This is a genomic window from Streptomyces griseus subsp. griseus, from assembly GCF_000720255.1.
GTDB lineage: Bacteria > Actinomycetota > Actinomycetes > Streptomycetales > Streptomycetaceae > Streptomyces > Streptomyces griseus_I.
In genome coordinates, this window is record NZ_JOJE01000001.1 from 257,286 (window position 1) to 270,165 (window position 12,880).

The window sequence follows — 12,880 nt, forward strand, 5'->3', positions numbered from 1 at the left end:
CTCCGGCCAGGCTCCGCCTCTCAGCATGGACACGCTGGTACGGACGACGCGCGCACTGCGCCCTGCCGAGAGCACCCGCCGACTGGCCATGCCCGACGGTATGACGGCCCCGCTGGGCTGCGACGCGGTGGCGGTGCCCGCCCACCTCGGCCCGATGCTGATGCCTCGGCTGCCTCGTGTCGGATGCGTGTACGCCGACGAGACGCACTGGTGGTGGATCGTTCCTTCGGACTCCGACCACGCGTTGGAGTGGCCGGCCCCCGCCCGGTACGTGATCGGGGCGGTCGTCCCCGACTCGCCCCACGCCCCCGGCCTCATCCACCGACCGGACGGCTCGGTTCCGTACACTCCGCCGATACCCCTCTACCTGGCGCTGTGCCGACTGACGGGCACGACCCCGACCTGGTCCCGCCCGGTCAGCGCGTGAGCCCTCCGCCGTAGGCCCCCGGCAACCCCTCACACGGGAGCGTGCGCCCGCGCGCTCACCCCGACCCCCGCTCGCGCCCTGCCGCGACTCGGAGCGCCCCGCGATAGTGGCCGTTCGTCCACGGTCGCGGGAGGTCGTCAGTGTCCGGGAAAGGCCAGGCGGACCAGCCAGAGGTGTCCGAGTCGGAGCGGCTGCTGTTCGGCGGGCCGCTGCGCTACGACATGGGATGGAACCAGCACGCGGACGCGTTCCTGGAGCTGAACTTCCGCGCCATGATCACCCGCCTTCCCTCGCTGCTCGCCTCCAGTTTCCGGCTCGCCCGGCAGGCGGACCCGCGGGCCGCGCGGGTCGTCCTGGCCGCCGAGGCGGGCCGGGGCGTGGCGCAGGCGGTGAGTCTGCTCGCGGTCAACAGCGCCCTCGGCCGGCTGGTGACCGGCGGCTCGATCGAGGCCCGGCTGCGCGAGGCGGTCCCCGCGCTGGTCACGGTGGCCGTGGTGATGCTGGTCGAGACACTGCTGCGGGCCGCGTCGACATACGCCACCGGACGCCTGGAACCTGTGGTGGAGCGGGTGGCGACGGAACGGTATCTGGAGCGGGCGGCGGCCGTGGAGCTGTCGGCGATCGAGGACCACGCCTTCCACAAGCTGCTGGACACCGCGCAGTACGGGGCCTCCTCCGCCCGGCGCATGATCGCTCACGCGACCCGTCTGGTGAACGCGATGATCTCGCTGGTCGCGGCCGCGAGCGTGCTGACCGTGCTGCACCCGGCGCTGCTTCCGCTGCTGGTGACGATGACGCTGCCGAGCGCGTGGAGCGCCCTGACGAACGCCCGGCGCCGCTACGAGTCCTTCCACACCTGGGTGCAGCACGCCCGCGCCGGTTATCTGCTCAGCGGCCTGCTCACCGAACCGGCGGCCGCTCCGGAGATCCGGCTGCACGGGGTCGGCCCGTTCCTGCTGCGCCATTTCCGCGCCATGTCGGAGACGGCGGAGGCGGAGCAGGCCCGGCTGGCGCGGCTGGCGGCGCGCACGGGGCTGATCGCGGCGGCCTGGACGGGCCTGGCGACGGTGGCGACCTACGCGACGCTCGGCGGGCTGCTGCTGGCGGGCGCGATGGCGCTGTCGGTCGCGGGCACGGCCGTGATCGCGATCCGCACCGGCTCCGGCAGCCTGGACAGCCTCGTTCTGGAGGTCAACCAGCTGCACGAGGAGGCCCTGTTCGTGGGCGATCTGCAGCGCCTGTACAAGGAGGCGGCCGAGCGGGCCATCCCGGTCGGCGGGGACGCGTTGCCGGACGAGCCGCGGGAGATCCGCTTCGAGAAGGTCTCGTTCAGCTATCCGGGCGACGGCGCCCGGCCCGCCCTCGACGACGTGTCCCTCACCCTCCCCCTGGGCCGGATCATCGCGCTCGTCGGGGAGAACGGCTCGGGGAAGACGACCCTGGTGAAGCTGCTCGCCGGGCTGTACAAGCCGGACCGGGGGCGGATCCTGTGGGACGACGTGGACGCGGTGACCGCGGACCGGCACCGGCTGGCGGAGCGCATCGCCATGGTGGCGCAGGACTTCAAGCGCTGGCCGTTCACGGCCAGGGTGAACATCGCGGTCGGCCGTTCCTCGGCGCCGCTGACGGAGGAGCGCCTGGCGGCCTCGATCGCGGAGGCGGGCGCGCAGGACGTGCTCGCGGATCTGCCGCGCGGTCTGGACACGCTGCTGGCCCGCAACTTCAGCGGCGGACACGAGCTGTCCGGCGGCCAGTGGCAGCGGCTCGGCATCGCCCGCGCCGCCTACCGGCGCGGACGCATCCTGATCGTGGACGAACCTACCGCGGCCCTGGACGCGCGGGCCGAGCTGGAGGTTTTCGAGAAGATCCGCGCCCTGGCGGGCACCGGCCAGACGGTGGTCCTCATCACCCACCGGCTGGCGTCCGTGCGCCACGCCGACCTGGTGCACGTCCTCGACCAGGGCCGGCTCGTGGAGTCGGGTACACCCGACGAGCTGCTCGCCCGGGGTGGCGTCTACGCGGAGTTGTACTCGCTCCAGGCCGAGCAGTTCTCGACGAGGGTGCCCGCGCCGAAGCCGCCCGCCACGAAGCTGCCCGCGCCCGAGGCGGGCTGATCCGCGTCAGGCCGCGGCGTCTCCCACGCCGTCGCTTCGGACGATCACCAGGAACGTGTCGGTCGCGAGGTCCATGACGACCTCGGCGGCCAGTCCCTCGAGACGCCGCGCGTGCGCGAACTCCTCCGCCGGCCACGATCCGCGGGGCCCGCCTGCGGGAAAGCGTTCGAGCACGGTTCGCCCGTTCACCATCCAGCACCTCCAGTAAGCGTCGTACTTGTAGGAGTTAACGCTCTGGGAGGGGGAAACGCCTCGCACGGTGACGCGACTGAGACGTAGTTGACACCCGTTCACCGCAGTGTGTGAGGTCGTGATCACTTTCCGATCGTCAACAACACCACCTGTATCGATCGTCGTACTGATCGTGAGATACGTCCGCGTCCAACCGTGAGGGAGTCCGACGTCATCCGGCGAGGGGCAGCACGGGCACGTCGGGTGAGCGCAGGCCCACCCGCGCCCGGTGCGCGGTGAGTTCGCTCAGAAGTTCGGTGAGCCGCTCGGTGTGACGAGGTGTGAGCCGTCCGGTGTCGTCGAGGTGCACGGCGCACGCGGTGGCCGTGTCGACAAGCCGTTCGAGCAGGTCGGCGACCTCGTCGGTGCCCTCCGTGTGCCGGGCCACGGCGGGCAGTTCGGCGGCGGCGAGGGCGATGGCGGTACGGGCCTGTGCGAGCGTCCGATAGGCCTCCCGCCGCAGGGTCCAGCGGGCGGCGCGATCGTCGGAGCCGCCGAGCACATGGACGAGGTAGGCGTCTGCGGCACCGCCCGCCACGACAAGCCGGGCCCGCACGCCCCCGCCGCGCTCCCCCGGCATCGGCAGGTGCCCGACGATCAGCACGATCACACAGGCCAGGAGCGTCTCCCCGATCCGGCCGACGGAGGCCTGCGGTTCCCCGCCGATCATGACCAGGGCGAGGACGAGCAGGGTGACGACGGCGGTCTGCGCGGCGAAGTGCCGGGTGGCGACGGGTATGAGGGCACCGCAGACGGCGACGAGCGCGACGAGTCCCTCCGGCCGGGGCAGCACGGCGGCGAACCCGGCGAAGAGCAGCGCCCCGAGCACGGTGCCCGCGGCCCGGCACAGGACACGAGAGACGAGCGGGCCGAGGTCGGGCTTGACGAGGAAGACGACGGTGGCGGGCAGCCAGTACCAGTGCGCGTGCTGCCCGTACCAGTGACCGTGGTGCAGCGCCTGTGCGAGGGCGACGCCGGCCCCGAAGCAGAGGGCGACGCGCAGGCCGTACTCCCGCCCGCCGATCCCGAACGCGGTGCGCAGCAACTCCCGGGCGGTTCGCCGACGGGTGTGCAGATCGCCTCCCTCGCCCTGGTCGAACGCCTCGGCCGCGTGCAGCAGGGCGTGGTCGAGGGCGCGCAGTGCGGGCGCCGACCGGTGGGGCGCGGGCAGCGGCCCGGTGTGCGTGCCGCCACGTACGGCGGCCGCGAGGCGCCGGGGTCCCACGGAGGCACGCGCGGAGACGGGCTCCCCGGCCCAGGCGAGCGCGGTCGCGGCCTCGGCGAGGGGCAGCGCGGCGGCGTACTGGCTGTGCAGCCGCCGTTCGGCCGCCGAACTGGCACAGCGCCGCAGCCGGGGCCCGGTGAGGGCGTCCTGCGCGTGGTCCAGGGCGGCGGTGAGCGCGGCACGGCGAACGGTGGCGTGCTCACCACCGGCCGCGTCGAGCAGGTCGGCTACGGCCTCGTACACCCGTGCTACGGCGGCCCGCTCCCCGTCGAACCGGAAATCACCGGCGAGGGAGCCGGGCGTGGGCAGCGCGAGCCGCAGCGCCAGCAGCCAGCCGGCGCCCGTGAGGAAGGCGACCGCCCGCTGCCAGCCGGGTTCCGGGAGGGGCATCCCGGCCCCGATCGCGGCGGCGACGAGCAGCTGCGTACCGGCCCCGGAGGCCACGGGCCCGACCGCGCTCACGCTTCCGGCGACGAGCCCCAGTCCGGTGAGGACGAGGGTCAGCGGGACGGCCGAGAGGTGCTGTCCGGCGTACGTCCCGGTGAGCAGCCCCACCGCACCCGCCAGCGCGGGCCCTCCGATCCGGCGGACGGATGCCCGTCGGCTGCCGGGGCGGTCGTTGATCCCGGCGAGCATGGCGGCCACGGCGGCGACGACTCCGAGCGGGACTCGGCCGGTGGCCAGGGCCACGATCAGCAGCGGACCACCTGCCAGCGCTCCCCTGAGGACCGCGTTCCACGGCACCGGTCCGCGCTGGGCACGCAGCGCGTGAGCGATCCAGGGCGGAAGAGCGAATACGCGAACGGGAACGGGCAGGCGCGCAGACACGGAGCTCCTGTCGTGACGAGGGCGGGGTGTGCCTTCGGGCGACGGTGGCCGGGCTGGTGATCCACACCTTAGGAGGAGTTCTGGGAGGCGGAGCATCACTGAGGTTTCGGCAGCGTGACACTTCGGGCGAAACTCCGCGATCTTTATGAACGCAACTCGCCACGCGCCGCCGCAACAGACCGTTCGAAGAGTCCGCGAGCCCGTTCGAGCTCCCGCGACCACTCCGCGCCGGACCCCAGCCCGGAGACGATCTCGTCGACCTCACGCAGTCCGGCCCGCTCCAGCAGCCGCTTCTCGTTCGTCACCCACTCCCCGCGCGCGGCCAGCACGGCGTGGCCGGTCTGCGCGGCGGCGACGGCCAGGGCTCCGGCGACCTCCGTGCGCCGCCCGGTGGGGGCGTGGTTGGCGGTGGCGTAGGCGAGGGTGGCGCGGGCGGTGCCGTACCAGCGCTCGCAGGCGGTCCGCCGCAGTGGCTCGGGATAGGTCCGCGGGCGGGGCAGCTCGCCGCGGAGCACCCGGTTGAGGGCCAGCTCCGCGACGACCAGGTAACTGGGGATCCCGGCGAGATGGAACAACAGCGGCTCCACCCGGAACCGCCCTTCCCGGGCCTCCGCCAGCTCGTGCTCTACGACGTCCAGGTCCCGGTAGTGCACGTCGACCCGTCGCCCGTCGACCGTCAGCCAGGCGCCCCCGTTGAAGACACCTCCGCCCCAGCCCCCGACCTCGGAGACCTCGCCCTCCCAGCCGACGGCCCGCAGGTCGGCCGGGTCGAAAGGGCCGCGGTAGTAGACGGCGAGATCCCAGTCGCTGTCGGGCCGGTGGTTTCCCTGGGCGCGGGAGCCCCCCAGGGCCACGGCTTCGACGGTGGGGAGCACGACGAGGCGGTCGGCGATGTCGTCGAGGAAGCTCAAGGAGAAGTCCAGGGTCCGGGGAGTCGGGAAGGGCGGAGGGGCCGGAGACATCAGTGCCGGAGGGGCGGATCCGGAGGCGTTGCGCCTACCAGAGGTCGGCGTGGCGGTGGCGGGTCGGCGGGTGGTCCAGTTCCTCGGCCGCGGTGAGGAGGTCGCCGGGTGCGGCGGCGCGCAGGCGCGTGCGGGCGGTCGTACGGAAGGCCTGGAGGGCGGCGCGCGCCCGTGACTCGTAGGGGCCGCTGATGTCGGAGTTCAGGCTGCGGGGGAAGGTGTAGGCGACGAAGCTCCGAACGACGAGGGTCGGCACCGGACGGCGCCGCTCGCGTCGGGCACGGGCCGACGCCTGCTCGCTGTAGCGCAGTGCCGTGAGGATGTGACCCGTGTCCAGGCTCCAAGGGTGGGGCGACGAGTTCACGGGGTGCTTGCGGTGTCGGGGGCGGACGTGGTGGACGGTGCGGGACATGGCAGACCTCCTGGGGCCCGCCGGGACTTCCGGCGTGGCCCGCTAGAAGTCCGCCGCTGTGAAACGCCCGAGGAGTTTTCTGCGCATGGGGGCAGCTTGTGCGCCGGGCGGCGGTGTTGTCGAGCGAAATTCGGATGCGCCGGTGTGCGCGGCTGCGGATGATCGGCAGGTTGCCTGTCGTCCCGGTCGTCTCCGAGGAGTTGATGTGATCCAGCGCGTCACCGTCCCCGCTCTCTTCCCTCCGCCCACCTACTCCCACGCCTGTGTCGTCGAGGCCGGCACGAAGCTCGCCTTCCTCGCCGGTTCCGTCCCGCTCGACGGCGACGGGAAGCTGGTGGGGCCGGGGGATCCGGTACGACAGGCCGAGCAGGTGATGGCCAACCTGGAGGAGCAACTGCGCGCGGTCGGCAGCGATCTGGCGCACGTGGTGTCGACGGACGTGTACGTGGTGAGCGCCGAGACCTCGGTGCTCTCGGCCGTCTGGGAGGTCGTCGAGGCGTCCGGGCTCAGCATCGGACCCCACGCGTCGACACTCCTCGGGGTCGCCTGCCTCGGATACGCGGGCCAGCTCGTCGAGATCACCGCGACCGCCGTCGTACCGGAGGGCCCGGCCACGGCCGCCGACGGACCGCAGGGCGCCCGCCCATGAGCGCCGACGGCACCGTCGAACTGCGCCGCGCCGCCACCCCGGACGCCGCCGCGGTGGCCGACGTGTGGCTGCGTTCCTTCACCGCCGCGCTGCCCACGGTCGTCAGGCCACGCTCCGACGACGAGGTGCACGCGTACTTCCGGCATGTGCTGGTGCCGCTGCGCGAGACGTGGGTGGCCGAGGCCGGGGGCGCGATCGTGGGGGTGATGGTGCTCGACGAGGAGTTGTTGTCCCAGCTCTACCTGGATCCCACGTGGCGTGGGCGCGGCATCGGCGACCGGTTCGTCGCGCTCGCCAAGGAGCGCAGGCCGGACGGGCTGTCGCTGTGGACCTTCCAGGTCAACGAGCCCGCCCGGCGCTTCTACGAGCGGCACGGCTTCCGCGCCGACACGTACACGGACGGCGGGGACAACGAGGAGCGGGAACCCGATGTGCGGTACGTCTGGCAGCCCGGGGCTCATGACTGAGCGGTCCGGGGGGCGATGACGCGTGGGCGGCCGCCCAGTCATGTCAGTCCGCGGCGGCCCCCCACTCCCGGCGCTTGGGCAGCGGCCGTGCGTAGCTCCCCGCCCGGCTCGTGCGCAGTCCCAGCGCGACCAGTGACTCCGCGAGCTTGACCGCCGCCGCGACCCCGTCGACGACCGGCAGGCCCAGCTTCTCCCCCACCGCCCGTTGCAGGCCGGTCATCCCCGCACAGCCCAGCACCAGCACCTCGGCACCCGCGTCCCTGGCCCGTTCGGCGGCCGTCAGGAACGCCGCCTCGGTGCGTTCGGCGTCGCCGAGGTCGAGGACACCGAGGCCCGTGCCGACCACGGCGGCGCAGTTGCGGCCCACCCCGGCCAGCGCCAGGCTGTCCTCGATCTGGCCGCACGTCCGCTCCAGCGTGGTGACGACGCCGTACCGCCGCCCGAGCAGACACGCCAGATGCGCCGCCGCCTCGGTGATGTCGACGACCGGTACGCCGACCAGCTCCCGCACGCCCTCGCGCCCGTGCTCGCCGAAGCCCGCCATGACGACGGCGTCGTACGGCGGCCCGTCGTACGTCCGCAGGGTGTCGAGGACGGCGGCGGCCGAGAGGTAGCTGTCGAGCCAGCCCTCGGCGGACTCGGGTCCCCAGGCCGGGGTCAGTCCGGTCACGGCGGTGCCCGGGCCTGCGGCGGCCCGGGCACCTCGTACGATCTCCTCGGTCATCTCCTGCGTGGTGTTGCAGTTGGTGACGACGATCCGCACGTTTCTCATGCCTCCACGGGTTCGGCGCTGTCGGGAACGATCTCGGGCGCGCCGCGCTGCGACCTGCACAGCACCGCGTACAGGCCGGCGGCGAGCGCCGTGCCGATGAACCAGGAGTACGGGGCCACATCGCTGAACGTCTTCACCAGCGCCAGCACCGCCGCGACCGCCGCCGACGGCAGGAACGCCCACAGCGCCCTGGGGTTGACGCCGTTGCGGTAGTAGTAGCGGGAGCCGGGCCGGGCGTCGAAGAGCTCCTCGGTGTCGACGCGGCCGCGCTTGACCCAGTAGTAGTCGACCATGATCACGCCGAACAGCGGTCCGAGGAAGGCGCCGAGGCCGCCGAGGAAGTAGTTGACGACCGTGGGGTTGGAGAAGAGGTTCCACGGGGTCACCAGGAGCGCCGCGACGGTGCTGATCATGCCGCCGACCCTGAAGGTGATCTTCTGCGGCCAGACGTTGGCCAGGTCGTACGCCGGTGAGACGAAGTTGGCGACGATGTTGACGCCCATGGTGGCGACGGCGAAGGTGAACGCGGCCACCACGAGCACCCAGGTGTTGCCGACCTTGGCGACGAGCTCGGCCGGGTCGGTGATGGCTTGGCCGAACACCTCCAGCGAGCCGGCCGTGACGATGACCGAGACGACGACGAACGCCGTCGAGTTGATGGGCAGGCCCCAGAAGTTGCCGCGCCGGACGGTTCTGTAGTCGGGGGCGAAGCGCGAGAAGTCGCAGAAGTTGAGCATCAGCGTGCCGTACGTGGCCAGGATCAGACCGATCGCGCCGAACCACTGCCGCCACTGCTCGCCGACCGACACCGGGTGCGGGGTGGAGGTGAGCGAGATGCTCCAGTCGGCCTTGGCGAGGATCCAGATCGCCAGCGCGATCATCACCAGCCAGATCGCGGGGCCGCAGAAGTCCTGGAACTTGCGCACCGACTCCATGCCCTGGCTGATGATCAGTGCCTGGATCAGCCACAGCGACACGAAGGACACCCAGCCGAGCGCGTCCAGGCCCAGGAAGGAGTGGTGCGTCCAGGACTCCAGGCCCGGCCAGGCGGCCAGCAGCATCACGTTCACGGCCACGGACGCCAGATAGGTCTGGATGCCGTACCACATGATGGCGATCACGGCCCTGATCAGCGCCGGGATGTTGGCGCCCCAGACGCCGAAGCTGATGCGGCTGACGACGGGGAAGGGCACGCCGTGGCGCTGGCCGATCCTGCCCATCCAGTTCATGCCGATGTAGATGAGCACGAAGCCGACGAGCAGGGACGTGAAGACCTGCCACACGTTCATCCCGAGGACCAGCAGTCCGGCGGCGAAGGTGTAGTTGCCGAGGTTGTGGACGTCGGACATCCACATGGCGAAGAGGTCGAAGACCTTCCAGTTGCGTCGGCCCGCGGGGGCCAGGTCCTCGTTGGTGAGCCGGGGATCGGGGACGAACGCCGGCGCTCCGGTGGCTTCGGCGGAATCGGCGAGTGACACGGGGCCTCCAAAAGCGAGGGGACGGCGGAGGACATCATTCCGGTTCGTACGGCAACCGTGTTTGGTATACCAAACTGCGGTCATGGTCCTGCCGTCAACCCTCTTGACCGATGTCCATGCTGTTACGGCCGCGTAAAAGAGTCCTCGCGTCGGCGAAGATGGCCCCATGGCGAAGATCGAACCGCTCGGTGCGGTACGCGAGCGGGTCCTGGCGACCCTGCGGCAGGACATCATCGCGGGCCGCCTCGGCCCCGGCGACCGGCTCGTCGAACGTGAGCTGGCCGAGCGGTTCGGGGTGTCCCGGGTGCCGGTCAGAGAGGCGATCCGGGCCCTGGTCGCCGAGGGCTTCGTCCTGTTCGAGACCCCACGCCGCACCGTCGTGCGCCGGATCACCCCGACCGACGTCAAGGAACTCTTCGAGCTGCGCGAGGCGCTGGAGGTGTACGCGGCCGGACTGGCCGCCTCACGGGCGACACCTCAGGCGCTGGCCGAGCTGCGTGAGCTGCTGGAGAGCACGGCGCGCGCCACCGCGGCCGGGGACGCCGAGACGATCACCGACGTCAACACCCGCTTCCACGACCGCATTCTCGCGCTCGCCGGCAACAACCTGCTGATCTCCGTCATGGAACCGGTCGACGGCCGCCTGCGCTGGCTCACCCGGCAGAACGAGGAATGGCACCAGCTCCTCACCGAACACCGGGAGCTGTACGAGGCCATCGCCTCCGGCGACCCCGAACGGGCACGCGCCCACGCCCTCGCCCATGTGCGAGCCAACTACCGGTCGACGGTACGCCACTTGTTCGGGCCACATTTCGAACACCCGTCCGCCTAGACTCTCCCGACCCTTCGGACGCTTGAGGCGCCCGAACCACGAAACGGGACGGAGAGAACATGGTCAGCAGACGTGGGCTGTTGAGCGGAGCCGCACTCGTGGGGGTGGGTGCGATGACGGGCGTGACCGGCGGCGCGGGGGCCGCCGCGGCGGACGCTCCGTTGAACACTCCGTTCACCCCCGTCACGGCACCGCACCTGGCGGAGGCCGAGCGCATGGTCCAGTACCAGCGGCTGCTCGCGTCCGGTCACCTCACCGCCGGGCTGATCGGCCACTGGCCCCTCGACGGCACCCCGGCCGACCGCTCCGGCCGGGAGCACCCCGTCACCCTCGGCCCGGGCGCGTCCTGGACCGACCTGCGGGCCGGCAGCGAGCTGACTCTCGACGGAAGCCCCAGCGGGTACGCCGCCACCGGCTCCGTCCTCGACACCACCGCCCCGTTCACGGTCTCGGCCTGGGTGCGCCTGTCGGAGACGGCCGACAAGGCCAACATGTACACCGCCGTCAGCCAGGACGGCGCCATGGCGAGCCGCTTCCTGCTCCAGTACGACGACACGGTGGGCACGTGGGCCTTCAAGGTGCGCAGCGCCGACCAGAGCGTCAAGACATCCGCCGTCTCCACCGGCACCGCCGAGCCCGGGCGGTGGACCCACCTCACCGGCGTGTGGGACGGCACGCGCATCCACCTCTACGTCGACGGGGCGTTGCAGAACAGCGCCGACGCCGCCGTCGCCTGGGCCGCGACCGAGGGCTTCAACATCGGCCGCGCCCGCTACGACAGCGCGCCCGTCAACCGCTTCAAGGGCTCCATCGACGACGTACGGGCCTACGACCGCGCCCTGACCGCCGCGGAGGTCGGGCTGATCAGCGGCAAGACGGCCATCGACAACAACCGCTATCTGATCGGCTCACCGTCACTGGTCACCTGGGGAACCCCCACCGACCTCACCACCTGGGTCTCGCACGCCCGCTGCTCGTCCTTCCTCACCTGGGTGCTCAAGCACAGCTACGCATGGGCGACCGACGACTACTTCAAGCAGTACTTCGACGACCGCATCCCCGAGGCCGCCGACTACCGGCGCGCATTCGCCGGCGGCACGGCCGGCCCCCGTTTCCAGCCGATCCGCAAGGTCACCGACCTCCAGCCGGGCGACCTCGTCGCGGTCGACTACCAGGACACCGTCGAGGGCAGTACCGGGCACATCGTGATGGTCCGTCAGGTCAAGGGCGTCTACACCGGCTCCGCGACCTACAGCGGCGAGACGCAGTACGCCGTCGAGGTCGTCGACTGCACGGCGGACCCGCACGGGATCTACGCCAGGCCCACCTACGCCGCCTTCCCGGACACCCGCATGGTCGACGACGTGAAGAACTTCGAGGGCGTCGGCATCGGCCACATGACGTTCTACGCCGACAACGCCACCGGAAGGTTCTGCCGCTACCGGTGGAGCGTCAACAGCGATTCGTTCACCACCGACAAGCGGCCGATCGCGGCGGCCCGACCGCTCTGAGGTCAGCGGCGCCGGGCGTACTTGTCCGTCGCCGCCACCAGGGCCTCGACGATGTCCGGAGCGCCGGCGTTGTGCCCCACCTCGTCGACGACGACCAACTCACTGCCGGGCCAGGCGTGGTGGAGCCGCCACACGATGCCGAGGAGGTTGCCGAAGTCCAGGCCGCCCTGGACGAGGGTGCCCGGGACGTCCTTCAGCGCGGGGGCGTCCCGGAGCACCACGCCCTCGTCGTTGCCCTCGCCCATGAAGTGGTCGTTGCCGAAGTAGTGCGTGACCGTGCGGGCGAAGGCCATGCGGAACACCGGGTCCTCGAAGCGCTCGACGGACCCCGGCGGCGCGGGAATCGTCGCCGTCTCCCAGTCCGTCCAGGCCCGCGCCGCCCGCTCCCGCACCGTTCGGTCGGGCGACTCGAGCAGCCGGTTGTAGGCGGCCGCGAGATCGCCGTCCCGCTCCCCCGCGGGCAGCTCGCCGAGAAATCGCTCGAATGCCTCCGGGAAGATCTTCCCCAATCCCCGGGTCAACAGGGCGACCTCCGGAGCGGACCCGGTCGCCACCCCCGTCAGGACCAGCTCCGACACCACCCCGGGATGCGTCTGCGCGTACCTCAGCCCCAGCACCGAACCCCAGGACACCCCCCACACCAGCCACCGCCCGATCCCCAGATGCCGCCGCAGCACCTCCAGGTCGGCCATGACATGGGCCGTCGTGTTGACGCTCATGTCGGTGCCGTACACGCTCGCGTGCGGCGTGGACCGACCGCAACCCCGCTGGTCGAGCAGCACGATCCGATACACGTCCGGGTCGAAGAAGCGCCGGAAGTACGGCGAACTTCCCGACCCCGGCCCCCCGTGCAGTACCAGCGCCGGCTTGCCGCGCGGGTTCCCGCAGGTCTCCCAGTACACGCTGTTGCCGTCACCGACATCCAGCATCCCCTGCTCGTACGGTTCGATCTCCGCATACAGACCCATCCGC

At 71.7% G+C, this 12,880-nt stretch carries 13 protein-coding genes; 6 read left to right on the plus strand and 7 right to left on the minus strand.

Translation table 11 applies throughout. The annotated features are described in order from the left end of the window. Nucleotides 1–25 precede the first annotated feature (25 nt). Together IG99_RS01185 and IG99_RS01190 are read left to right on the plus strand one after the other, a co-directional pair. The gene (locus tag IG99_RS01185; protein WP_037669561.1) at nucleotides 26–427 is read left to right on the plus strand and encodes a hypothetical protein; all 402 of its coding nucleotides are present in this window, start codon (nucleotides 26–28) and stop codon (nucleotides 425–427) included. A 221-nt stretch (nucleotides 428–648) separates the two neighbouring features. Beyond that, nucleotides 649–2,541, plus strand: coding sequence for an ABC transporter ATP-binding protein (locus tag IG99_RS01190; protein WP_107055809.1), 1,893 nt, complete (start codon nucleotides 649–651; stop codon nucleotides 2,539–2,541). A 6-nt stretch (nucleotides 2,542–2,547) separates the two neighbouring features. Here IG99_RS01190 and IG99_RS01195 read toward each other — a convergent pair whose 3' ends face one another. The 4 genes from IG99_RS01195 to IG99_RS01210 form a co-directional block, all read right to left on the minus strand. Beyond that, complete coding sequence (locus IG99_RS01195; protein ID WP_199815431.1) at nucleotides 2,548–2,733, minus strand: hypothetical protein; 186 nt, start codon at nucleotides 2,731–2,733, stop codon at nucleotides 2,548–2,550. A 211-nt stretch (nucleotides 2,734–2,944) separates the two neighbouring features. After that, nucleotides 2,945–4,825: an FUSC family protein gene (locus IG99_RS01200; RefSeq protein WP_234311728.1), complete on the minus strand. Its 1,881-nt coding sequence runs from the start codon at nucleotides 4,823–4,825 to the stop codon at nucleotides 2,945–2,947. Between the two features lie 143 nt (nucleotides 4,826–4,968). Continuing rightward, a complete protein-coding gene (locus tag IG99_RS01205) occupies nucleotides 4,969–5,787 on the minus strand; it encodes a nucleotidyltransferase domain-containing protein (RefSeq protein ID WP_051864819.1) in 819 nt (272 codons plus the stop codon). Nucleotides 5,788–5,821: 34 nt separating this feature from the next. Further along, the gene (locus IG99_RS01210) at nucleotides 5,822–6,199 is read right to left on the minus strand and encodes a hypothetical protein (protein ID WP_037668655.1); all 378 of its coding nucleotides are present in this window, start codon (nucleotides 6,197–6,199) and stop codon (nucleotides 5,822–5,824) included. 205 nt (nucleotides 6,200–6,404) lie between these two features. Here IG99_RS01210 and IG99_RS01215 point away from each other — a divergent pair, with 205 nt between their 5' ends. After that, entirely contained in the window at nucleotides 6,405–6,848 is a 444-nt protein-coding gene (locus IG99_RS01215; protein WP_051864821.1) for a RidA family protein, read from the plus strand. Then, nucleotides 6,845–7,315, plus strand: coding sequence for a GNAT family N-acetyltransferase (locus IG99_RS01220; RefSeq protein WP_037668658.1), 471 nt, complete (start codon nucleotides 6,845–6,847; stop codon nucleotides 7,313–7,315). Before IG99_RS01215 ends, IG99_RS01220 begins: the two co-directional genes overlap by 4 nt. Before the next feature lie 43 nt (nucleotides 7,316–7,358). Here IG99_RS01220 and IG99_RS01225 read toward each other — a convergent pair whose 3' ends face one another. After that, nucleotides 7,359–8,078: an aspartate/glutamate racemase family protein gene (locus IG99_RS01225; RefSeq protein WP_037668661.1), complete on the minus strand. Its 720-nt coding sequence runs from the start codon at nucleotides 8,076–8,078 to the stop codon at nucleotides 7,359–7,361. A 5-nt stretch (nucleotides 8,079–8,083) separates the two neighbouring features. After that, entirely contained in the window at nucleotides 8,084–9,565 is a 1,482-nt protein-coding gene (locus IG99_RS01230; RefSeq protein WP_037668663.1) for an NCS1 family nucleobase:cation symporter-1, read from the minus strand. Nucleotides 9,566–9,731: 166 nt separating this feature from the next. Between IG99_RS01230 and IG99_RS01235 the strand changes: the two genes are divergently transcribed. Both IG99_RS01235 and IG99_RS01240 read left to right on the plus strand, forming a co-directional pair. Beyond that, on the plus strand, nucleotides 9,732–10,397 hold the full coding sequence (locus IG99_RS01235) for a GntR family transcriptional regulator (protein ID WP_037668666.1): 666 nt from the start codon (nucleotides 9,732–9,734) through the stop codon (nucleotides 10,395–10,397). Between the two features lie 59 nt (nucleotides 10,398–10,456). After that, the gene (locus IG99_RS01240) at nucleotides 10,457–11,908 is read left to right on the plus strand and encodes a LamG domain-containing protein (RefSeq protein ID WP_037668670.1); all 1,452 of its coding nucleotides are present in this window, start codon (nucleotides 10,457–10,459) and stop codon (nucleotides 11,906–11,908) included. Nucleotides 11,909–11,910: 2 nt separating this feature from the next. Here the strand turns inward: IG99_RS01240 and pip are convergent, their stop codons facing one another. Then, the gene (gene pip / locus IG99_RS01245) at nucleotides 11,911–12,876 is read right to left on the minus strand and encodes a prolyl aminopeptidase (protein WP_037668672.1); all 966 of its coding nucleotides are present in this window, start codon (nucleotides 12,874–12,876) and stop codon (nucleotides 11,911–11,913) included. Nucleotides 12,877–12,880 lie beyond the last annotated feature (4 nt).